Origin of the sequence: Bradyrhizobium sp. ISRA442, from assembly GCF_038085055.1 — a bacterium.
In the GTDB taxonomy this organism is placed as follows: Bacteria; Pseudomonadota; Alphaproteobacteria; order Rhizobiales; family Xanthobacteraceae; genus Bradyrhizobium.
The window spans coordinates 137,916-159,724 of record NZ_JALGCN010000005.1 but is presented as its reverse complement, the minus strand read 5'-3'; the positions used below and the strand labels follow the sequence as shown (position 1 = coordinate 159,724).

General features: G+C 66.4%; 20 protein-coding genes, 1 tRNA gene and 1 riboswitch. Of the genes, 11 read left to right on the top strand and 10 right to left on the bottom strand.

The window, feature by feature from the left end; all coding sequences use genetic code 11:
- Nucleotides 1-22: 22 nt before the first annotated feature.
- A riboswitch (ZMP/ZTP riboswitch) is annotated at nt 23-104 on the bottom strand.
- Between the two features lie 59 nt (nt 105-163).
- On the bottom strand, nt 164-1,879 hold the full coding sequence (locus MTR72_RS13005; protein WP_280967569.1) for a heparinase II/III family protein: 1,716 nt from the start codon (nt 1,877-1,879) through the stop codon (nt 164-166).
- A gap of 156 nt (nt 1,880-2,035) precedes the next feature.
- Nucleotides 2,036-3,382 (bottom strand): RsmB/NOP family class I SAM-dependent RNA methyltransferase, encoded by a 1,347-nt coding sequence (locus MTR72_RS13000; protein WP_280967570.1) that lies wholly within the window; start codon nt 3,380-3,382, stop codon nt 2,036-2,038.
- 189 nt (nt 3,383-3,571) lie between these two features.
- On the opposite strand from MTR72_RS13000, the gene MTR72_RS12995 reads away from it, so the two are divergent.
- Both MTR72_RS12995 and MTR72_RS12990 read left to right on the top strand, forming a co-directional pair.
- A complete protein-coding gene (locus tag MTR72_RS12995) occupies nt 3,572-3,769 on the top strand; it encodes a DUF1674 domain-containing protein (RefSeq protein WP_280967571.1) in 198 nt (65 codons plus the stop codon).
- Between the two features lie 58 nt (nt 3,770-3,827).
- Nucleotides 3,828-4,421 carry a thermonuclease family protein gene (locus tag MTR72_RS12990; RefSeq protein ID WP_280967572.1) on the top strand — a complete coding sequence of 198 codons (594 nt, stop codon included), beginning with the start codon at nt 3,828-3,830 and terminating at the stop codon, nt 4,419-4,421.
- Nucleotides 4,422-4,469: 48 nt separating this feature from the next.
- Here MTR72_RS12990 and MTR72_RS12985 read toward each other — a convergent pair whose 3' ends face one another.
- Both MTR72_RS12985 and acs read right to left on the bottom strand, forming a co-directional pair.
- Nucleotides 4,470-4,985, bottom strand: a complete 516-nt coding sequence (locus tag MTR72_RS12985; protein ID WP_280967573.1) for a L,D-transpeptidase — start codon at nt 4,983-4,985, stop codon at nt 4,470-4,472.
- Nucleotides 4,986-5,413: 428 nt separating this feature from the next.
- Complete coding sequence (acs, locus tag MTR72_RS12980; RefSeq protein ID WP_280967574.1) at nt 5,414-7,360, bottom strand: acetate--CoA ligase; 1,947 nt, start codon at nt 7,358-7,360, stop codon at nt 5,414-5,416.
- Between the two features lie 395 nt (nt 7,361-7,755).
- On the opposite strand from acs, the gene MTR72_RS12975 reads away from it, so the two are divergent.
- Complete coding sequence (locus tag MTR72_RS12975) at nt 7,756-8,925, top strand: DNA topoisomerase IB (protein ID WP_280967575.1); 1,170 nt, start codon at nt 7,756-7,758, stop codon at nt 8,923-8,925.
- 20 nt (nt 8,926-8,945) lie between these two features.
- Here the strand turns inward: MTR72_RS12975 and MTR72_RS12970 are convergent, their stop codons facing one another.
- Nucleotides 8,946-9,401 (bottom strand): SRPBCC family protein, encoded by a 456-nt coding sequence (locus MTR72_RS12970; protein ID WP_280967576.1) that lies wholly within the window; start codon nt 9,399-9,401, stop codon nt 8,946-8,948.
- Nucleotides 9,402-9,502: 101 nt separating this feature from the next.
- Here MTR72_RS12970 and MTR72_RS12965 point away from each other — a divergent pair, with 101 nt between their 5' ends.
- The gene (locus tag MTR72_RS12965; RefSeq protein WP_280967577.1) at nt 9,503-10,585 is read left to right on the top strand and encodes an adenylate/guanylate cyclase domain-containing protein; all 1,083 of its coding nucleotides are present in this window, start codon (nt 9,503-9,505) and stop codon (nt 10,583-10,585) included.
- 35 nt (nt 10,586-10,620) lie between these two features.
- On the opposite strand, the gene MTR72_RS12960 is transcribed toward MTR72_RS12965, so the two are convergent.
- Genes MTR72_RS12960 through tsaD form a run of 3 tightly spaced genes read right to left on the bottom strand, consistent with a single transcriptional unit; the run spans nt 10,621 to nt 13,093 of the window.
- On the bottom strand, nt 10,621-11,034 hold the full coding sequence (locus MTR72_RS12960) for an EVE domain-containing protein (protein WP_280967578.1): 414 nt from the start codon (nt 11,032-11,034) through the stop codon (nt 10,621-10,623).
- A 2-nt stretch (nt 11,035-11,036) separates the two neighbouring features.
- Nucleotides 11,037-12,017: an NAD(P)H-dependent glycerol-3-phosphate dehydrogenase gene (locus tag MTR72_RS12955; protein ID WP_341510396.1), complete on the bottom strand. Its 981-nt coding sequence runs from the start codon at nt 12,015-12,017 to the stop codon at nt 11,037-11,039.
- A 2-nt stretch (nt 12,018-12,019) separates the two neighbouring features.
- Entirely contained in the window at nt 12,020-13,093 is a 1,074-nt protein-coding gene (gene tsaD / locus MTR72_RS12950; protein ID WP_280967580.1) for a tRNA (adenosine(37)-N6)-threonylcarbamoyltransferase complex transferase subunit TsaD, read from the bottom strand.
- A 146-nt stretch (nt 13,094-13,239) separates the two neighbouring features.
- Here tsaD and MTR72_RS12945 point away from each other — a divergent pair, with 146 nt between their 5' ends.
- The 5 genes from MTR72_RS12945 to MTR72_RS12925 all read left to right on the top strand — a co-directional run bounded on the left by MTR72_RS12945 (nt 13,240) and on the right by MTR72_RS12925 (nt 17,754).
- Nucleotides 13,240-13,986 carry a uroporphyrinogen-III synthase gene (locus tag MTR72_RS12945; RefSeq protein ID WP_280967581.1) on the top strand — a complete coding sequence of 249 codons (747 nt, stop codon included), beginning with the start codon at nt 13,240-13,242 and terminating at the stop codon, nt 13,984-13,986.
- A 61-nt stretch (nt 13,987-14,047) separates the two neighbouring features.
- Nucleotides 14,048-15,271 carry a COG4223 family protein gene (locus tag MTR72_RS12940; RefSeq protein WP_280967582.1) on the top strand — a complete coding sequence of 408 codons (1,224 nt, stop codon included), beginning with the start codon at nt 14,048-14,050 and terminating at the stop codon, nt 15,269-15,271.
- 35 nt (nt 15,272-15,306) lie between these two features.
- Nucleotides 15,307-17,064 (top strand): heme biosynthesis protein HemY, encoded by a 1,758-nt coding sequence (locus MTR72_RS12935; RefSeq protein WP_280967583.1) that lies wholly within the window; start codon nt 15,307-15,309, stop codon nt 17,062-17,064.
- Between the two features lie 100 nt (nt 17,065-17,164).
- Nucleotides 17,165-17,240: transfer RNA gene (locus tag MTR72_RS12930), tRNA-Thr, on the top strand.
- A 163-nt stretch (nt 17,241-17,403) separates the two neighbouring features.
- Nucleotides 17,404-17,754 carry a hypothetical protein gene (locus MTR72_RS12925; RefSeq protein ID WP_280967584.1) on the top strand — a complete coding sequence of 117 codons (351 nt, stop codon included), beginning with the start codon at nt 17,404-17,406 and terminating at the stop codon, nt 17,752-17,754.
- Between the two features lie 80 nt (nt 17,755-17,834).
- On the opposite strand, the gene MTR72_RS12920 is transcribed toward MTR72_RS12925, so the two are convergent.
- Complete coding sequence (locus MTR72_RS12920) at nt 17,835-18,890, bottom strand: polysaccharide deacetylase family protein (protein WP_280967585.1); 1,056 nt, start codon at nt 18,888-18,890, stop codon at nt 17,835-17,837.
- Between the two features lie 252 nt (nt 18,891-19,142).
- On the opposite strand from MTR72_RS12920, the gene MTR72_RS12915 reads away from it, so the two are divergent.
- Nucleotides 19,143-19,433 (top strand): hypothetical protein, encoded by a 291-nt coding sequence (locus tag MTR72_RS12915; RefSeq protein WP_280967586.1) that lies wholly within the window; start codon nt 19,143-19,145, stop codon nt 19,431-19,433.
- 181 nt (nt 19,434-19,614) lie between these two features.
- Nucleotides 19,615-19,830: a hypothetical protein gene (locus MTR72_RS12910; protein ID WP_280967587.1), complete on the top strand. Its 216-nt coding sequence runs from the start codon at nt 19,615-19,617 to the stop codon at nt 19,828-19,830.
- Nucleotides 19,831-19,971: 141 nt separating this feature from the next.
- Here MTR72_RS12910 and MTR72_RS12905 read toward each other — a convergent pair whose 3' ends face one another.
- On the bottom strand, nt 19,972-21,660 hold the full coding sequence (locus MTR72_RS12905) for an MFS transporter (RefSeq protein WP_280967588.1): 1,689 nt from the start codon (nt 21,658-21,660) through the stop codon (nt 19,972-19,974).
- Between the last annotated feature and the right edge of the window lie 149 nt (nt 21,661-21,809).

Here is a 21,809-nt window from a genome sequence, read left to right as displayed (position 1 = left end):
CAAGATCCTCTGTTTAAGGGAGTACCTATGCCCAGGCGCGCGGCAGCTATGTCCCGCGCTTCCCGATGGTGCTCCATCCAAGGTCGCCAGTTGCGCGAGCGCGTGCTCGTTAGCAGCTTTCGGCGCTCTTCACAACGACCAGATGGGGCTGAGAGATGCGCATCTACAGCGGAAGTTCCGGCTCCCGCCGCGCATTGCGGCGGGCATTGGTGGCCGCGGGCGAGGCGGTGGAGCGGACAAAGCTCCAGCGGATCGATGGCGCCTGGCGGGCGTCCTGCCGGATCACGATCTGCGCGGTGCGGCGCGGGCCGTCATTGCCGGCCAGGAACACGCTGTCCTCGAGATCGACCCTGTCGTCGAGCGCCTCGAAAGTCCAGACGTCGCGGTTCGGCAGCACCAGCATGACGCCGCGGGCGTCCGACAGCCGGCTCGCCTTCACCGCCGGATGCAAATGGAAGCGCAAGGCGTAATCAGCGCCACCGCCCCTGAGGCGTCCGCCGTGTGGTGGCGACAGCGTGTCCTCGCCGTCGATCCGCGAGCCGTCATTGGCGACCATCAGCACGCGGCGATGGATCACGCCGAATTTGCCGAGATAGCCATCATGCGAGGTCGTGAGCAGCGTGCCGTTCTGCACGATCTCGCGATAGCTCTCGACCTCGACGGGTCCGCTGACGACGGGGGCGCCGCGCAGCAGCCGCTTCATCGCCGACATCTCGACGAACTGGCAGGATGAGGTGTCGTGATAGGTCAGCGTCGAATGCGCAGGCGTCCCGCGCGCAAACGGCCGCCAATTGTCGCGGCCGGTGGTCGGCATGCCGCAATTGGTGACGATGCGGCTGATGCCCGATGACAATTCGAACGACAAACAGCCGGCATGGGCGTCGTGGCTGACATTGGCCGGCGGCGGCGGGCCGGTGTCGATGATCAGCGTGGTCTGGCCGGCATCGAGACGCTGGAAGCCGGTATGCGGCATGTTCGCCATCGGCGCGCCATGGGTGTCGTCATAGGCGAGCAGGGTGGCGAGCTGGTCCGAAGGCGTCGCGCTCATGCCGTTGAATAGCGCGAAATTGCCGTCGCCGTGGCGGAAGAAGCGCAGCATCGGCATCATGCGGTCGATCGCGTTGAGCAGCGCCGGCGGAGGCGCGATGTTGCGCGCGGCAAAGGTCTGCCGCAGCGGCAATAGGTCGATCAGCAGTTCGATCAGCGCGCCGGGATTGCGGGAGACATGCCCGCCGTCGGGCAGGATCTGCCGCTGCAACTCCTCGGAGAGCTTTCGCGAGGCGCTGCGGATGTGACGCGCCTGGTTGGCAAGGCAGAGTGCCGTGTAGCATAGCGCGATCAGGACCTGGAGCTTCGGCACCCCGTCCGGAATGTTGACCATGGTGTAGCGGAGAAAACGGATCTCGCGCGCCAGCGCCCGCAAATAGCGGCGGTAGAACTTGTTGTCGGTGTCGTTGAGCACCAGCGGCGCCTGCGACAGCAGCGAGATCACGCGCCGCGCCAGCACGTCGGCGCGGCGAGCGACCGGACGTTTGTTGGCCGGGTTGGAGATCCAATCCTCGACCAGCGCGCGCGCATTCGCCCGCGTCAGTGCGGTGTCGGCGGCGCGCAGGTGGCGCAGCCAGCCGAAGCCGAGCAGGGCGACTTCCCAGTCCTCCGAAGGCGGCTCGAGGTCGAAGATCGAGCGGCCATGGCAGTTAACGATCTTGCCGGCGAAGACGAAGCGGCCAGCATAGATCTCGGCGGCGCGGGTCGCGTCCGCCGTGCGCAGATCGTGGGGCGCGATGATCAGCCGGTCGGTGCGGCCCGGCCAGACCCGCGACAAGGCGACCGAGCCACCACTCGCGCGCGCAAGCATGTTCCGCGCGAAGCGGTTCATGACCAGCGTCGAGATACGTCTGCGTTGAGCGACCGACACGCCTTGCCTTGAAGGGGGAGAGGATTCCGACGAATCCTTTTAATCCCAAAATCGGACGCCTTGCACCACCTTGAAAGGGCGCGAATCAGCGTCGCGATCGCGAAATCCGGTGCAAAATCAGGATTTAACGAGCCGGGCGGCGAAAAATCCGTCAAGCCCGCCGAGCCTCGGGTCGGCGTGCGGCAGGTGGCTGGGCAGGGTGCGCAGGTCGCCCTCGGGCGTGAGGATCTCGCTGAGGCCGGCGACCTCGGACGCCGCGATCGGCACGCGCCGGAGCGCAGACTCCGAGTCCAACAGCGTGGCGATGGCGTGCTCGCCCTCTTCGGGTTCCAGCGAACAGGTGCAATAGACCAGCATTCCACCCGGCCTCAGCAGCGAGACCGATTTGCGCAGCAGCCGTTGCTGGATCGCGGTGAGCGGCGCGATGTCCGTCTCCTGCCGGAGCCACGCCACGTCGGGGTGGCGGCGGATCGTCCCGGTCGAGGTGCAGGGGGCATCGATCAGGATGCCGTCAAAGCCGTCCGCTGGACCGGCCCATTCCACGGCGTCAGCGACGACAGTTTCGGCCTGAAGCGACAGCCGCGCCAGGTTTTCACGCAAGCGCGCCACCCGGGCGGGCGAGCGGTCGATCGCCGTGACCTGCGCGCCGGCCTGCACCAGTTGCGCGGTCTTGCCGCCGGGGGCGGCGCAGAGATCCGCAATGGATTTGCCGGCGATATCGCCGAACAATCGGGCCGGCAGCGCGGCGGCTGCGTCCTGCACCCACCATTGGCCCTCGGCGAAGCCGGGCAGCATCATTACCGAACCATGCAGCAGCGTGCGCACCGTTCCGGTCGGGAGCACCTCGCCATGCAGGCGGCTCGCCCATTGCGCAGCGTCGGACTTCACGGTCAGATCGAGCGAGGGCTCGTGGCCAAGCGCAAGCGCCATGTCGCGCGCGGTTGCCTCGCCATAATGCGCACTCCAGCGCGCGAGCAGCCAGGGCGGCAGGTCGAGCGACTGCGTGGCGACCTCGTCCACCAGCGCCTTGCCCTCGCGCGCACAGCGGCGCAGCACGGCGTTGACGAGTCCGGCATAGCGCGCCGCGCGACGGTCGGATTGCACCAGCCGCACCGAGAGGTCGACCGCGGCGTGATCGGGAACGTCCATCCAGAGGATCTGCGCGGCGCCGATCAGAAGCGCGCTCTGTGCGCGGGGTGCGTCGGCCGGAATGCCCTTGTCGAGCAGGCGTGAGAGCACATGGCCGAGCGTGCCGAGCCGGCGCAAGATCGTCGCGACCAGCCGTCGCATCAGCGCGCGATCGCGATCAGCGAGCGTCTTCAGTCCGGGATGAGCGCCGGCGCCGTCGAGCTGGTCGTCGAGCGTACGGTGCTTGTGCAGCACGCCGTCGAGGATGTCGGCGGCGATCCGCCGCGCCGCAAGACCGGGGACTTCAGGCGGAGGAGCGAAACGTTGAGATGGCATGCGTAGGCAAGGTTCTGAGCGAGCGGCAGTTCCGCCACGATAGGCGCATGCCTTAAGAAGCCCCATCTCTGGCATGCGAATATGCCAAATGTAAGAATCGTCCCTGGCGATTTCAGCCTTTCGAAGCCATTTCAGGAATGCGTTATTGGACGTCGCGTGCGGCGCGATACTGCGCTAGGAAGCCAGACGATGAGTGATCAGCCTTCCGTTCCCGATCGCAAGCCGTTGCCGCCGGCCGCCCAGCGCGCGCTGGCCGAAGCCGAGGCGCGCCGGCAGGCTGCGGCGGCGGCCGACAAGGCCAGGCCGAAGGAGTTGCAGGGACCGAAAGGTCCGGAGCCGACTCGCTACGGTGACTGGGAGCGCAAGGGCATCGCCTCGGACTTCTGAGGCTGTGGTTTTTCAGGTTCTCTTGCCGGCTTGGCCGACTCAGCCATAGCGTGCGCGGATGTCGCGCTTCGACCCAGGCAATTCATATCGGCCGTCATACAGTCATTCACCATTCGGCCGTCGATTCTCCGGACTGCTGCCATGGATGTTCGTTGTCGGCGTGGTGATGGTCGTCGTGCTCACGTTTCGGCACGGAACAAACTGGCCGTTGCCGCATGCAGCCGATGAGCGAGCGCAGGATGCCGAGATCATCCTGCAGCAGGCGGGCAATCCCGACATGCGCCAGTCCGTCGACGTCATCCGCACCATCGACGGCGACACCTTTCTGGCGCGCGTGCATCAGCGCGACGGGCGCGCGCTCGTCGCGCGGGTTCGCCTGCGCGGCATCGATGCGCCTGAAATGAAAGCATCCTGCCGGCAAGAGTTGGACAAGGCCGAGGCCGCCACGGACGCGCTGCGCAGCCTGCTCGGCCAGGGCGGCGTGACGATCTACAATCTTGGTCCTGACAAATACGGGCGCGTGCTCGCCGACGTCGCCACCAGGCACACCGCCAACGTCTCGGCCGCGCTGCTCGCGGGTGGCTATGCGCGCAGCTACAACGGCGGCCATCGCGACGGCTGGTGCGCGCGCGGCTGGCGCTGGTGGCAATGAAAGCCGCGTCGAAACGCGGCTCTTGCTAGTCTGCTGCGAACTTGGGCGTCAGCGCGTCACGACCACCGTCGTGCCGACCGAGACGCGGCTGTAGAGATCGGTGATGTCGTCATTGAGCATGCGGATGCAGCCATAGGAGACGAAGCCGCCGACCGAGCCCGGCACGTTGGTGCCGTGGATCGCATATTCACCGCCGGACAGCGTCATCGCCGCGACGCCCATGGGATTGCGCGGCGAGCCGCCCGGGATCACGTCGGGAAGCTGCGGCTTGTCGCGCTTCACCTCGGCGGGCGGCGACCAGGCCGGATAGCGGTACTTGCCTTCGATGTGCGTGGTGCCGGCCCACTGCTTGCCGGATTTGCCGACGCCGACCGGATAGCGCATGGCGTGGCCATCATCGAGGATGAGATAGAGCCGGCGCTCGTTGGTGCGAACCACGATAGTGCCCGGCGAATAGTCGCCTGCGTGCAGCCCCACCATCTCGGGCCGCGCTTGCGCCGCCGTCGACATCAAGAACCCTGCTCCGATGGTGGCAGCCAGCGCCACCGCAATTCTCATCGACATCAATGCTTCCCCTGCCCCGAGCGGGTCGTCCAAATCTACGCAAACCGGCAATCGCCGCCTCGCCCACATATTCTTAACCGCGCTTGTTAACCGGATGGTTTCCGCGCGCGGCCGCCGCGGGCCAGTCAGCAGGGGGAACAAAGGAAATGTTCAAAATAAAGTAAATGACTTGGAAACAACACCCGATGGGAAAGATACGGGCGCGCAGGCACACACGCTGACAAATGCGTGAGGGTCGCGGGCTACCCGGGGACGAAATGATTTGGAGATGGGAGCAATCTCGTGTCCCGGACGCGGCGCGGCACGCAAGTGACGCGACGCAGAGCCGGGACCCACGTCGCAAGAATTGACCACGATAAGATGGGCCCCGGCTCTGCAGCGCACCGCCGAAGTGGCGCTGCGCTGTGTCCGGGGCACGAGACGGCGTCTTACGCCGACTTCCTGTTCTGCCGGTTCTTGACGAGGTCGTCGACCACGGCGGGATCGGCCAGCGTCGAGGTGTCCCCCAGGCTGCCCGGCTCGTCCTCGGCGATCTTGCGCAGGATGCGGCGCATGATCTTGCCCGAGCGGGTCTTGGGCAGGCCCGGCGCGAACTGGATCTGGTCCGGCGAGGCGATCGGGCCGATCTCCTTGCGCACCCAGGTGACGAGTTCTTTCCGCAGATCCTCGGTCGGCTCGACGCCTGACATCAGGGTGACATAGGCATAGATGCCCTGGCCCTTGATGTCGTGCGGGAAGCCGACCACGGCGGCCTCCGAGACCTTCTCGTGCGCCACCAGTGCGCTCTCAACCTCGGCGGTGCCCATGCGGTGGCCGGAGACGTTGATGACGTCATCGACGCGGCCGGTGATCCAGTAATAGCCGTCGGCGTCGCGCCGGCAGCCGTCACCGGTGAAGTATTTGCCCTTGTAGGTCGAGAAATAGGTCTGCTCGAACCGAGCGTGGTCGCCGTAGACCGTGCGCATCATGCCCGGCCATGACCGGGTGAGGCAGAGATTGCCGGTGGTCTCGCCTTCCAGCACCTTGCCGTCGGCATCGACGATCTCCGGCACCACGCCGAAGAACGGCAGCGTTGCCGAGCCCGGCTTCAGCTTGGTCGCGCCCGGCAGCGGCGTGATCAAAATGCCGCCGGTCTCGGTCTGCCACCAGGTGTCGACGATCGGGCAGCGGTCGTCGCTGACAACGCGGTGATACCACTCCCAGGCTTCCGGATTGATGGGCTCGCCGACCGAGCCGAGCAGGCGAAGCGAGGCGCGCGAGGTCTTCTTCACGGGCTCGTCGCCGCCCTGCATCAGGGCGCGGATCGCGGTCGGCGCGGTGTAGAAGGTGTTGACCTTGTGCTTGTCGATGACGTTCCAGAAGCGGGAATTGTCGGGATAGTTCGGCACGCCCTCGAACATCAGCGTGGTCGCGCCGTTGCAGAGCGGTCCGTAGAGAATGTAGCTGTGGCCGGTGACCCAGCCGACGTCGGCGGTGCACCAGTAGATGTCGCCATCGTGATAGTCGAAGACGTATTGATGCGTCATCGCGGCGAACACGAGATAGCCGGCGCTGGTATGCAGGACCCCCTTGGGTTGGCCGGTCGAGCCCGACGTGTAGAGGATGAACAGCGGGTCCTCGGCGTGCATGTGCTCGGCCGGGCACTCCGTGGTCACCATCTTGGCGGCGTCGTGATACCAGAGATCGCGCGACGGACTCATCTCGACCTTGCCGCCGGTGCGCTTGACGACCACGACCCAGTCGACGCCTTCGGTCTTGGCGAGCGCCGCGTCGACATTGGCCTTGAGCGGCACCTTCTTGCCGCCGCGCAGGCCTTCGTCCGCGGTGATGATGACCTTGGATTGGCAGTCGTTGATGCGCTGGGCGAGGCTGTCCGGCGAGAAGCCCGCGAACACCACGGAGTGGATGGCGCCGATCCGCGCGCAGGCCAGCATCGCGTAGGCCGCTTCCGGGATCATCGGCAGATAGATGGTGACTCGGTCACCCTTCTTGACGTTGCGGGTGCGCAGGATGTTGGCCATCCGGCAGACCTCGTCGTGCAGCTCCTTGTAGGTGATGTGCCGGGACTGCGAGGGATCGTCGCCCTCCCAGATGATGGCGGTCTGGTTGGCACGCTTGGCGAGATGGCGGTCGATGCAGTTCCAGGCGACGTTGAGGACGCCGTCCTCGAACCATTTGATCGAGATGTTGCCAGGGGCGAACGAGGCGTTCTCGATCTTGGTGGGCGCCTTCATCCAGTCAATGCGCTTGGCCTGTTCGGCCCAGAATGTGTTCGGGTCCGAGATCGAGCGGGCGTACATCTCCTTGTACTTGGCCTGGTCGACCCAGGCTCGCTTCGTCCACTCCGCAGGTACGTCGTAGATCTTCTCGGACATGCTTTCCTCCACCATGCGGCTCGCCGAACACAAGCAACGGCAAGCCGACTTGATCGTTGCGCCGATTATGCGTCGGGCTAACCGCGCCCGACAAGGAGCACAAGCTGGACCTTCGACGGGCGGGGGGCCATGCGGCCGATCACGCAGGGTCGTTCTGACTGTCGCAGGACCGAAACAGGTGGCGTCGGCGTCTTTACCCAAATTGCAGATCCGGCCCCGCGCAAGGGACCTATGTTCCCTGCGGCGGTATCCAAAAACCGTCGGTCACTGATTCGGGACTCGCAATGTGGTTCGGAACACCCTAAATGGCCTCCCCGGGCCCAAAGCGGCCCCTCGGAACAAACATCAGAATAACAGCATTGATCGATAACAGGCAGGGCTAAAGGCGTAAGGCTATGATGGATCAGCGGAATTTCGGGGGCACGCGACCCGCTTCAGCCGATCCCGCCGCCGTTGCGCTGGCCAAAGCGCTGGGACAATGGCCGAAACCGCCCGCCCTGGGGCGTCCCAGCCCGAAAAAAACGTTCGATACGGCTCCCGCGAGGTCGGTGGAGGCACTGGCCAAGGAACTGGGTCTGCGGCTCGGCGACCAGAACGAACTTACGATCCGGCGCATCAAGCGCGGTAAGGGCTACTTCTTCGTCCGCCCCAATGGCGCGCATATCCGCGACGCCCGCACCATCCGCCGGTTGCACGCCATGGCGGTGCCGCCGGCCTACCGCGAGGTGCGCTACTCGGCCGATCCGAACTCGCACCTCCAGGCGGTGGGACGCGATGCCGCGGGCCGGCTGCAATACCGCTATCACGCCGACTGGGAAAAGGTCCGCGAGCACCGCAAGGCGCATCGCCTCGAAAAACTCGTTGGCGCACTGCCAAAGATCCGGCGCAAGGTGTCGATGTTCCTGTCGGGCGATGAGCCGACGCGCGAATTTGCGCTTTCGGCGGTGATCGAGCTGATCGCCCGCACCGCGATCCGTCCGGGCAATGAATCATATGCCCGCCTCAACGGCACGCGCGGCGCCACCACGCTGCTCAAGTCCAACGTCACGCTGGAAGACGACTGCTTCGTGCTGACCTTCAGGGCGAAGGGCGGCAAGGCGGTGCGGAAGGAATGCGACGCGGCCAAGCTCGTACGCGCCATCGGCATCCTGCGGAGCGTCCCGGGCAAGCGCATGTTCCAGTATCGCGATGCTTCCGGCATCGTGCGTGCGGTCAATACGACGCAGGTGAACGCGTTCCTGCGCGAGATCGCCGGCATCAAGATCTCACTGAAGGACTTTCGCACGCTGATGGCGTCGGCGGTGGTCGTGGAATCGCTGTCGCGGATCACGCCGGCGACAAGCCAGCGCGGCCGCAAGAAGCAGGTGCTGGAAGCGATCCGTGCAGCGGCCGACAAGCTCTCCAACACGCCCGCGATCTGCCGCAGGAGCTACGTCCACGACACCATCGTCACCGCGTTCGAGGACGGCATCCTCGAGCGCTTCGCCGCGACCATGAAGGGCCAGCGCTCGCAGGCCAGGCGCGAGCAGCTCCTGGCGCAGGTGGTGGCGACCGCAGCGGTCTGACCACCCAAACCTCGTCATCGCTACGCCTTGTCTGACGGACCCTTGTCGGGCCCCGGATCTCGGCCCGCGGCCGCGATCGTGAGCCGGCCAAGATAGTGGGTCCAACCCTTGTCGTGGGCAGCCACCTGCTCCGCGGTCGGCAGGCCGCTATGGGTCATGCGCAGCAGCGTGCCACCATCGCGCTCGATCAGGTCGATCTCGATCAGGCTCGAGCCGGGCGGCACTTCCTGGCCGCCTTCCCACCCGAACGTGTAAGCGAGCCGATGCACCGGGACGACCTCGCGGAAGGCGCCACGGGCAACGCCGCCGCGCGCGCCGATACCCCTAAGCAGGTAGACCCCGCCGGGATGCGGCTCCATTGTGGCGTTGGACCCCATCCAGCTCAGGATTTTGTCGGGGTCGGTCAGGTAAGCGAAAACGGTGGCACGCGGGGCCGCGATCTGGGTCTCGCGTCGCAGTATGAACGGCTCGGTCATCGGCGATCTTCCCTGGGCTGACACTCGCACATGGCGGCGCCGACGCGGCCCGTCAAGGATTGCCCGTGACAAAGATGGCCTGCCTTCGCCATCATTGGCCCATGCAACTCGCCCCCACGCTCGCCTGGCTTGTCGACGCCGCCTCAGATAGCCCCGGAGCCGACCGCCTGCTCGCTGAACTCGGCGCACATCTGGTCGCCGACGGCGTGCCCCTTGCGGCCGGAGCCTTGACGCTTGCGGTGCCGCACCCGCTGATCGCGCGTCGCACCTGGTTGTGGCGCGCGGAGAGCGGCGAGGTCATCGAGGCGCTCGGCTTCGCGCCGGCTGGATGGGCGCCCGACCCGCCGGATGACGCCGGTCGCCGCTTGCTTGCGGACATAGCCTCGGGCCCCCTGCATGAGGATACGGTGGGGCAGGCGCAGAATGCGCCGCTGCTCGCCTGGGCCGGCGCGCGCCCGTTTACGTCTCGAGAAACCGATACACTGCGCCAGGCTGCTCGCTTCGCCGCGGCGCCGCTTGCGGCGCTGGCCGCACGTGCGACGCTGGCGGTATCGCTCGAAGCCTATCTGGGCCGTCGCAGCGCGGCGCGGGTGTTGTCAGCGCCGCTGCGTCGCGACGTCGGCGAGACCATTCAGGCGGCGTTGCTCTATGCGGACTTACGCGATTTCACCGCGCTCTCGGAAACCTCCCCTCCTGATGTCGTCATCGCGGCGCTCGATGCCTGGTTCGATCGCATCGCCGGCGCGGTTCATGCCTTCGGCGGCGAGGTGCTGAAATTCATTGGCGACGGCATGCTTGCGATATTTCCGGTAGCCGGCGAGGCGCGCCGCGGCGCATGCGATGCGGCCCTGAAGGCGGCGTCCGCCACGCGCGCCGGGATGGCACATCTTAATGAGGAGCGGCGCGCCCAGGGCCTGCCGCCGCTGTCGTTCGGCCTGGCCTTGCATCTTGGCGAGATGCTGTGGGGCAATATCGGCGCCGCCAATCGTCTCGATTTCACTGCGATCGGGCCGGCGGTCAATCTCGTGAGCCGGTTAGAAGGACTGTGCAAGCCGCTTCGCGAGACCGTGCTCGTATCCGGCGCGCTCGCTGCGGAGACTGACCTTCCGCTCGTCCCGCTCGGGATGCATCCGCTTCGCGGGATCGTCTCGCCCTGCACGGTGTACGCTCTGCCGGAAACGTGACCGTCACTGTCTTTCGAGGGTCGCGGACGTGATGCCTACACCCCGCCCATCTTGCAGACGAGCTTCCACTCTTCCGTCGTCACCGGCTGCACCGACAGGCGCGAATATTTCACCAGCGCCATGTCGGCGAGCTTCTTCTCGGCCTTGATCGCGGCCATCGTCACCGGGGTCTGCAAAGGCTTCTCGGCCTTGATGTCGACGCAAACGAACTTGCCGGTCTTGTCGGTCGGATCGGGATAGGCTTCCTTGATAACTTCCGCGATGCCGACGATCTCCTTGCCTTCGTTGGAATGATAGAAGAACGCCTTGTCGCCCTTCTTCATGTTCACGAGATTCTGGCGCGCGGTGAAATTGCGCACACCGGTCCAGGCTTCGCCCTTGGCGCCTTTAGCCACCTGCTGGTCCCAGGACCACACCGACGGTTCGGATTTCACCAGCCAGTATGCCATGTTCATTCCTCTGCCTTGAAGGGGCGCGTCAGAAGTCCCGAGATCGCGGCGTCGATCGTGCTCCTGCCGCTCAGGATCGCCGCGACCGCTTCTGATACCGGCATCTCGATGTTTTGCGAAGATGCGATTTCGATCAGCACCGGTGCGGTGAACTCGCCCTCGGCGAGCTTGCCGGCGGGCGGCTGCTCGCCGCGTCCGAGCGCCAGGCCAAGCGCGAAGTTGCGCGACTGCAAGCTCGAACAGGTCAGGATCAGATCGCCCAGACCGGAAAGACCCGTGAGTGTCTCGCTCCGCGCGCCGAGCGCGCGGCCGAAGCGGGCGAGTTCGGCGAAGCCGCGGGTCGTCAGCGCGGCCTGGGCCGAGGCGCCGAGTTTGCGGCCGACCGCGATGCCGACTGCGATCGCCAGCACGTTCTTGGCTGCGCCACCGATCTCGACGCCGCGGACATCGGTCGAGTGATAGGGACGGAATGTCGGCGAGCCCAGCGCCTGCACCAGGCTGCTTGCCAGTGCCTCGTCCTTCGCTGCCAGCGTTACCGCCGTCGGCAGGCCGCGCGCGACGTCGTCGGCAAAGCTCGGCCCCGACAGGATCGCCGGCTGCGCGAACGGCGCGGCCTCCGCGATCACATCGGTCATGAATTTGTGCGTTCCGTGCTCGATGCCCTTGGCGCAAGCGACGACCGGCGTCGGCTTTGTCAGATACGAGGCCAGCATGTTGACGGCGCCACGAAGATGCTGCGCCGGGGTTGCGATCAGCAGCATGTCGGCGCGCGCCGCCAGGGCTATCTCGCTCGTCACGACGAGCTCCGCGGCAAGCCGTACGCCGGGCAGCCGTGGGTTTTCGCGGGTCGACGCAATCCGCGCCGCATGCTCGGCATTGCGCGCGCAGAGCGTCACGGCGCGTCCGGCTCGTGCCGCTACGGTCGCAAGCGCCGTGCCCCAGGCGCCTGCGCCGATCACCGCAACGGATTGGAACGCGGTCATGACTAGAATCCAGCGCGGGTGTTGGTGAAGCCGGCTGGTGCCGTGGCATTGGCGTCGAGCAGCCAGCGCGCGCGGGGCTGTGCTTCCATCGTGTCGGTCATGCCGAGTGCGAGGCGTTCGGCGCCCGCCCAGGCGATCATCGCGCCATTGTCGGTGCAGAGCGAAGGCGGCGGCATGATCAGTCGCGTGTTCGCGTGCCTGGCGACGTCATGCAGAGCGCCACGGATCGCCTGGTTGGCGGCGACGCCGCCGGCGGCCACCAGCGCGCACGGCGCGCCGAACTGCTCGCGGAAGAGTTTTAAGCCGACACTCAAGCGGTCGGCCGTCGACTCCAATACAGCGGCCTGGAAGCTCGCGCAGAGATCGCTGATGTCCTGCGGTGTGAGCGGTGTGATCCGGCTTGCCTCGTTGCGCACGGCCGTTTTCAGTCCCGACAGCGAGAAATTCGCGTCCGCGCGGCCCTGCATCGGCCGCGGAAGAGCGAAACGCGCCGCATCGCCGTTTGCCGCTGCACGTTCGACCTGCGGCCCGCCCGGATAGGGCAGGCCCAACATTTTCGCGACCTTGTCGAAGGCTTCGCCGATCGCGTCGTCGACGGTGGTGCCGAGCCGCACATACCGGCCGACGCCGATCACCGCAACGATCTGGGTGTGGCCACCGGAGGCAAGAAACAGGCAGTAGGGAAATTCGATGCCGTCGGTCAGGCGTGGCGTCAGCGCATGCGCTTCGAGATGATTGACCGCGACCAGCGGCGTGTCGTGCACCATCGCAATCGCCTTCGCGGTGGTGAGCCCGACGATGACGCCGCCAATCAGCCCCGGGCCCGCGGCCGCCGCGACACCGTTGAGCTGCGCGAAACCGATGCCGGCCTCGCCCATGGCGCGGTCGATGATCCCGTCGAGCAGATCGACGTGGGCGCGCGCGGCGATCTCCGGCACGACGCCGCCGAAACGGGCATGCTCCTCGACCTGCGACCGCACGATGTTGGACAGGATCTTGCCGCGGCCGTCGGGCGCGCGCTCGATCACCGCTGCGGCGGTCTCGTCGCAGGTGGTTTCGATGCCCAGTACCAACATTGGCGAATCGTTATCCAATTTGCGCCCTTGCGCTCATCCGTAAAGCAGAGTTCTGGTACGTCCGGTAGCATTCCGGGGTCGCCCAGCGCAATTGCCGTGCGCGAGCCGTCCTCTTGAAAGCTTGAGGCGCCGGGGAACACAGAGCCATGTCCATTCTTGTCACGCGGCCGCATCCTGACAATGAGGCGACTGCGGAAAGTCTGCGCGCGCGAGGTCATGTGGTGCTGCTTGCACCGGCGCTCAAGTTCGAGCCGGTCCCTTTCCGTGATGAAAGCGATGCTGATTACAGCGCCATCATCATCACCTCTGCCAACGCGATCCGCGCCGTGGCGCCGCTGCTAAGGGATCTCGATCTGCTGAAGCTGCCATTGTTTGCGGTCGGCGAGCACACCGCTGCCGCGGCGCGCGACGCCGGCTTCACTGACGTGATCGTTGCCGGCGGCGATGCCGCGGCCTTGCGCGACAAGGTGATGCAGGGCGCGCGCGACAAGGTGTTGAAGAAGAAAAGCACCCTGCTCTATCTGGCCGGCGCGGACACCTCGCGCGATCTCGGCGGCGAGCTTGGTGCGGAGGGGTTCAACGTGGTCACGCAGACCACCTATCGCATGGCCCCGGTCAGGCATCTGCCGCGCGAGGTCTGCGAGGGCTTTGCCGCCCACGGCATTAGAGCGGTGCTGCACTACTCCCGGCGCAGCGCCCGCGCCTTCCTGGACGCGGCCCGCGACGAAGGCGTCGAAATCTCGGCGCTTTCGATCCCGCAATGCTGCCTCTCCGAGACGGTTGCGGCCGTGTTGCGCGAGGCCGGTGCGTCGCAGGTCCTGGTGGCCGCCAGGCCGGACGAAAATGCCTTAATTGAGACCTTGGAGCGTGCTTTGCGCACCCGTTTGGCGTAAGAGGACGGGCCGAATCCGACGAAATCGGTCCGAAGGCAGGCAAGTTTGAGGAACCGTCACGATGGCCGACGACAAGGCTGAAGACGCAGGATTGGCCCCCGAATCCGGCCGAGCCAAGCGCACCCCGCCCACCATCGACCTCGAGGCGACCGAAATCTCCACCCAGCCGCAACAGCCGGCGGGCGACCCGGAGGCTCAGCCGACGCCCGAGCAGGCGCAGACGGAAGAAGCCCAGCCCGAGGAGACCAAGTCGCAGCCCCAGCCCGAGCGAGCCGAGGCGCAAGCCGCCGCCGCGGCGCCGGCGGTTTCGCCGCCAATTTCACCCTGGATCATCGCGCCGTTCTCCGGCGCGGTGGCGGCGGCGATCGTGATCGCGGTCGGCTGGATGCTGGGCTGGCCCGCCGTGCAGGCGCCGCCGGCCGCTCCCCAAGTCACCAGCGCGACGGTCGATGCACTGAGCGGGCGCGTCGCAGCCGTCGAGACCAAGGTCGGCAGGTCCGCCGCCGACCCGGCAATGGCGGCGCGCATCGACGCGCTGGAAAAATCCGCGGGCAGCCTGCGCAGCGATATCGCCAATCTGCGCGCGCAATCCGACAACACCGCGAGCGCGCTGAATGATGTGAAATCCGCGCCGCGTGATGCCGCCGCGCCTGCCGATCTTGCCGCCATCAACGAACGCATCGCGCAGCTCGAGCGCAGCATCAGGAACGAGCGCGCCGAGCTTGCGCAGCAGGGCGAGAAGATTGCCGACGCGAAGCCGGCCGACGACAAGCCGCTGCGCCACGTCGTGGCGGCCGCGCTGCTCGACGTCGCCGTTCGCCACGGCGATCCCTACGAGGCCCAGCTCGCCGCATCGCGCTCGCTCGCGGCCGATCCTGATGTGCTGAAGCCGCTCGATATGTTCGCAGCGTCAGGCATTCCGACGCCGGTCGCGCTCAGCCGCGAGCTCCTGAATATCGTGCCAAAGCTGTCGCCGCCGGCGGAAGCGCCGACCAGCGGCACCGGCATTGTCGAACGGCTCCAGGCGGGCGCGTCGAAACTCGTCCGCATCGAGCGCACCGATGGCGTCGGCAACGACCGCGGCGCGATCGTGGCGCGGGTAACGGCCGCGGCGCTGCGCAACGATTTCGTGGAGGCGCGCCGCGAGCTGAAGATGCTGGCCGAGGCCGATCGGGCTCCGGCGCAGGCCTGGCTCGCCAAGTCCGATGCCCGCGATGCCGCGCTCGCAGCGTCCCGCAAATTCGCCGACGATGCCATGGCAGATCTCGCCAAGCCTGCTCAATAAGGTTCGCGCAACACCTTGCGCGTAATAGGATTGCCATGCTTCGCATCGCCCTCTTTCTCGTTCTGATCGCGTTGGCGGCGGCCGGCGCGGCCTGGGTCGCCGACCAGCCCGGCGATTTCGTCCTGACCTGGGGCGGTTTCCGCGTCTCAACGACGTTTCCCAGATTCGTGTTTTTGCTTGGAGTCTTTGCAGCGGCGGTCGTGCTCGTCTGGAGCATCCTGACGACGATCTGGCGCACGCCGGGGCGCCTGCGCCGTCGGCGTCACGAGAAGCGCCACGCGCGCGGCCGCCATGCCATTACCCACGGGCTGCTGGCGATCGGTCACGGTGACGCGGCGCTCGCCCGCCGCCACGCCGAGGCGGCGCGGCGGCATGCGCCGGACGATCCGCTCGCGCTTCTGCTGCACGCGCAGTCGGCCCAGCTCGAAGGCAATCGCGACGAGGCGCAGCGTGTGTTTCGTGCCATGGCCGAGCGCGACGATACGCGGCTGCTGGGCCTGCGCGGCCTCTTCATCGAAGCGCAGCGCGCCGACGATGCGGTCGGTGCGGTGATGATCGCGGAGGAAGCGATCAAGCTCTCGCCGTCCTCGACCTGGGCCTCGCATGCGGTGCTCGGCTTCCGCTGCGCGCGCGGCGACTGGAGCGGCGCGCTCGCGATCCTTGATTCCAACCTGTCCGCCGGACTGATCGACAAAGCCGCTTATCGCAGGCAGCGCGGCGTGCTGCTCACGGCACGTGCGCTGGAATTGGAGACCATGGACCGCGACGTCGCGCGCGAGAGCGTGATGGAGGCGGTCAAGCTCGCACCGACGCTGGTGCCGGCCGCGGTGCTCGCCGCCAAGTTCGAGAGCGAGGCGCATCAGGTGCGCCGCGCCATGAAGCTGGTGGAGGCGGCCTGGCTCGCCAATCCGCATCCCGATCTCGCCGACGCCTATGCGCATGTGAAGCTTGGCGATTCTGCGCGGCAACGCTTGCAGCGCGTCGAGACGCTCGCCGCCAAGACGCCTGCCGACAAGCCCGACCATATCGAGGGCCAGCTCGCGATCGCGCGCGCCGCGATCGACGCAGCCGAGTTCGCACGTGCGCGCGAGGCGCTCGCGCCTTACCTCAACGATCCGACCCAGCGCGTTGCGCTGTTGATGGCCGAGATCGAACGCTCCGAGCACGGTGACAGCGGCCGCGCCCGCGTCTGGACCTTACGCGCGGTGCGCGCCCGCCACGATCCGGCCTGGTCCGCGGACGGCTATGTCAGCGACCGCTGGCGGCCGGTCTCCCCGGTCACCGGTCGCCTCGACGCCTTCCAGTGGCAGACGCCGGTCGCCAGCCTGCCCTCCGACAAGGGTACGACGATCGAGTCCTCGGCCTTCGAGGAGGCCATGCTGGCGGCCCCGCCGCCGAAGCGGGTGACCGCTCCAAGCGAAAGCCTGATGGAACCGGCTCCGTCGTCGGCACCCGCCCCGGCCCCGGCCGCGCAGGACAATTCACCGCCCGAGTCAGCGCCCGAGGCCAAGACCTCTGAAAAGATACCTGAGGTGGCGCCCGAGCCCGAGCCGGTCAAGCCGCCGCCCGAGTCAGCCGAATCATCGCCGACGACGGCGACGCCATTGTTCCGGGCCCGGCCCGATCTCGGCAAGCCCGGCCCAATGCCGATTCCCGCTGTGATCCCGATCGTCCGTGCCCCCGATGACCCCGGAATCGACGACGAGGGTCCCAGCGACGAATTTACGGAACAAATCGGCACGCCCAAGGCCCAGGCCGGCGGCTGGCGCGGATTCTGGTCCCGCTGGGCATGAGTCGCATTTCGGTCCCGGCTTGTCCTTGCCAATTCCGGCCATGCCCGATATCAGGAGCGCGCGTATCGGGGTCGGCATTGCTTCGACCTCGTCAGGGTCCGCCGCAATAGCTCAGTTGGTAGAGCACGTCATTCGTAATGACGGGGTCGGGGGTTCGAGTCCCTCTTGCGGCACCAGCGCTTTTTCCGAGCAATTTTCACGTGATCACGGCGGTTCTGCTGCAGCGAACGCGTGCGGGCCCGCTTCTTGAGCGCGGTTAAGTCTCGGTGTGACCATCGTCACATAACTTCGCGACGGTCTCTCCTAGTGTCGCCCCACGCAAACACGGGGAGACGTCACATGCGCAAGATCATTCTGGTTACCGCCATGGTTCTGGTCTCGGCGTCGGCTCAGGCCGCCGGCTCGCGCAGCTTGACCCTGGCTTCGGCCGAGACTTCTGTGGCCGCGACCGCAAGCCCTGCAACGGCACCGCAAGAGACCCCGAAATACGTGGATCGGCCCGCCGCCGTCTCCACTACGCCTGCCGCCGCGTCGACGGCGACCGCGCCTGCAACGACATGCGCTTCCGGTAACGACGCCGCCAAGCCCGCACCGACAACTACCGCGAAGGCTGCCAGGCCCAGGCGCAGCCGCGTCTGGAGCGAGGGCCGCATCATCAGCGAGTTGCACCGCTACGGCATCTATTGGTAAGCGGTCGCTCGCCTTCCAAAAACGCAAATGGCCGGGGCGAACCCGGCCATGCGCAGTCAGGAGACGGATTGATCGGGTGCCTACTGCGAGACCGTCTGCACCACGCTCGAGATCGGACGCGCGCTGGACGTCGGCACCTTCAAATCCTTCAATAGCGCTTCGTCATATTCCGGCAGCGTCTGGAAGCTCGTCTTGGCCTTCATCTGCACGACCTTGTAGCCGCCGGCCTTCAGGCGCGCGAGCAGCGTCGGCAGCGCTTCGGCGGTGTGCTTCTGGAAGTCGTGCATCAGGATGATGCCCTTGCCGAGCTTGTCGAGCTTGGTCATCACGTTGCTGACGATCTTGTCCGGCGTGCTCTCCTTCCGGAAATCGAAGGAGTCGAGGTCGGTCGAGAACATCGCGACGTTGCGGGTGCCGAAATAGCTCACGATCGCCGGATTGTGCTGAAGCTGCGGGAAGCGGAAGAACGGCGCCGGGTTGGTGCCGAGCGCGAACCTCACTGCGCTAAAGCCCTTCTCGACCTCGTCCTTGGCCTGCTGTTCCGTCATCTTCTTGCTGTTGAGATTGACGTGCGACCAGGTGTGCGTGCCGACCGTGTGGCCCTGCGCCAGCACCTGGCGCAGGATCTCCGGATGATAGGTGGCGTGCTTGCCGACGGCGAAGAACAGGCCTTTGGTGCATTCGTCGGCGAGCGCCTTCAGCACGGCCGGCGTGTTGTTCGGCCAGGGACCGTCGTCGAAGGTCAGCACGACCTCCTTGTCGGTCAGGAAATCGAACTGCTTGAAGTGCTCGAAGCCGAAGCCGGGTCCGCCGGTGGTGTCGATCTCGACCACGCGGGCGACGCCAAGCGCGTTCGGATTGGTGCAGGTCGATTTCTGCTGAACCGGCATGGCCGGCGCAGGAGCGGGCGCTTGGGCAACGGCAAGTGTCGCCGGCTTGCCGGAGAGCGCCGCGGTGACCTCGACGTCGTCCTTGGCGGCCAGTTTCGCCGGTGCCGGCAACGGATCGGCAGCACGGGCGGCAATTGTCTTGGGCGCGGCCGGTTCGGCGCGCGAGGAATAAAAGAACCAACCTCCGGCGGCGATCACGACCGCCGCAACTACACTGGCCAGCATCAGGCCCAACGCATTACGCATCGCTACTCTTTCCAATTTCGCAACCAAACCAGCGGTTTCCTCCCCGCGCCGAGCCATTAATGCGAAGGAACAGTTAACGTGACACCAACGCGACGGCGGTTGCGGAGGAATTTCAGGTAGCTGCGCCAAAGTGACCGATGTCACTGTTAGAGGGGCTCTCGTGACCGTCATCACAGTGGAAACGACTTTGCTGGAGCATCATGGCTCCCGTTAACACCGCGCCGTCGATGGCGCCGCCAATGGGAGCCGCAAATGACCGCGTCCTTCTCCTCCAAGATCCGCGACGCCAGTCTGACGCTGGGCTTCGCCGCCTTCGTCGCGATCCTGTCCTCGGCCACCAGCTTCGCCTATACCGCCGAGGCGCGGCAGATGTGCACCGGCGACGCTTTCCGCCTGTGCTCGTCCGAAATCCCCAACATCCCGAAGATCACCGCGTGCATGATCAAGTACCGCGCCGATCTCAGCCCCGGCTGCCGCGCCGTGATGGACCTCGCCAAGGGCGCCTCGCGCAAGGTCGCCAACGCCCAGAACAACGTGCAGTAAGCGAAGCATGACCTGCGCAACGATCAGGCGGTCATCGCGCGTGGACCTCCCTTGCGAAGTGTCCCGGTGCAAGCCGTGGACCGCTCGTTGCCGCCTGCGGCCGATCAACAAAGCCGTTGCAGCGGTGGAACCGTCGCTTTAGCTTCGCCCGCCTATCGTCCGGGTATGGGGCAATTGCGAGATGACCAGATTTCTTATCATTATTCCATTGGCCCTGATCGCATCGAGCGTATCGGCGCAGCAGCAGCCGGGACACGATGCTTGCGCGCGCGATGTCTCGCGTCACTGCCGCGCCGTGATGAACAATGGCGATTCAGCCGTGCTCGCCTGCCTGAAACAGAACCGCACGCGCCTCAGCAAGGCCTGTGACAAGGTGCTGACCGACCACGGGCAGTAGTTGTTTCCTGTGATTCCGGGGCATCGCGCGCCGATGAGCCCGGAATCCATCGAGCCGCATATGCCTGGAGAGATGGATTCTCAGATGCGCAATTGCGCGTCATAGCTCGCGCCTGACGGCGCGCCCGGAATGACAGTGGAGCTACGTGCTGCTCCCCGCCGCGGTCGCGACCACCGGCAGCACCTCGGCACTCGCGCGGTCCGGCGTCTCTTCCTTCCAGCGCACCGAGCCGAACGGGCGCTCCAGCATGCGGCGGATCCGCACCGGCTCAGGGCCGATATGGAAATCGATTGCGCGCTGGTGCAGCGCGCGTTCGGACTGGGTCGATCGGTTGCGCTGGCGCAGATAGTCGAGCCAGGTCGGGCAGTGATAGCGCTCGGTCCACAATTCGGGATCGGCGATGTCGCGCGCGATCGACCAGCCATAGGCGCCGTTGCGTTGGCGACTGAGCTGCACGTCCTGCATCACGTTGTGGAAGGCGCGCGCGTTCTCCTGCGTGACGCGGTATTCGATCTCGACCACCAGCGGCCCGCTGCGCCCCGTGAGCGACAGCTTCACTTCCGGATCGGCCAGCACCTCGGCGTCCTCGTTGCGCGCGCCGACGCGCGGCATGGCCAGCCATAGTCCCAAGAGCGGCGAGATCAGCATCAGGCCGGCGGCCACCAGAAGCGCGATCTCGACGCCAGCATAGTCGGTGAGGTGCCCCCAGCCCCAGGCGCCAATCGCAATGCCACCCGAGATCGAGGCCTGGAACGCCGCGAGCGATCGTCCTGCGACCCAGCGCGGCGCCGAGAGCTGCACACCGATATTGAACAGCGCGACGGCGGCCATCCACACGGCTCCCGCGAGCACCAGCGCGGCCGCGGTCAGCACCGGTTCGGTGCTCGCGGCAAGCGCCGCCATCGCGAACGCCATCGAAATGGTGCAGGCGCGGATCGCCGCCTCGCCGCTCATGCGCTTGCGCAGTTCATGGATGTTGAGCGCCCCGACGACCGCGCCCATGCCGAAGGCGCCCAGCATGATGCCGTAGGTCTGGGCGCCGCCATGCAGGAGGTCGCGCGCGACCAGCGGCATCAGCGCCATCACCGCGCCGCCGATCAGGCCCATCACCAGGGTACGCAACAGCACGATCTTGATTGGCGGCGAATTGGTGATGTAGCGGAAGCCGGAGACCATGGCCCGGTTGAGCTTTTCTCGCGGCAGGCGCGAGGGTTCGGTGGTGCGCCGCCAGAGCAGCAGCACCACCAGCAGGGGCAAATAGAGGATGGCATTGCAGGCAAAGGCGGCGACCGCGCCGGCCGCGGCGACGATGACGCCGCCGATCGCGGGACCGAAGCTGCGCGCGATGTTGTAGCTGATGCCATTCAGCGCGACGGCTGATGGCAGCGCGTCGGGCGGCACCTGCTCGCTGACGGAGGATTGCCAGGCTGGACCGAACAGCGCATTGCCGCTTCCGACGATGAAGCAGAAGGCGAGCAACCATTCCGGGGTGATGAGCTTGAGCCCGGCCAGCACCGTGAGCGCGGTCGCACCGATCAGCGCGATTGACAGCGACACCAGGGTGACGATGCGGCGGTCGTACATGTCGGCGATGGCGCCGGCCGGCATCGAGATCAGCATGATCGGCAGCATCAGCGCGGTCTGCACCAGCGCCACCTTGTCGGCCGAGGCCGCCATCTGGGTCATGGCCCAGGCGGCGCCGACGCCCTGGATCAGAAGGCCGAGATTGGAGAGCAGGCTGGCGAGCCAGATGCGCCGGAATACGGTGTACCGCAGCGGTGCGGTGATGCCGTCGGCGGCAATTCTCTGACGTTTCGGCTGCTCGGTCATATCCCCTTCCATTTGAGCTGGCAGAAGTGGCCTCAGCGATTCCAGTCGGGTTCAGTGATGCCCGCGAAAGTCCTTCGCTGTCCAGTGTTTAGACGTCTATAAGCGGTGCAAAGGCTGAGTTCGCCGGGGAGGAACACGATGAAGCTATC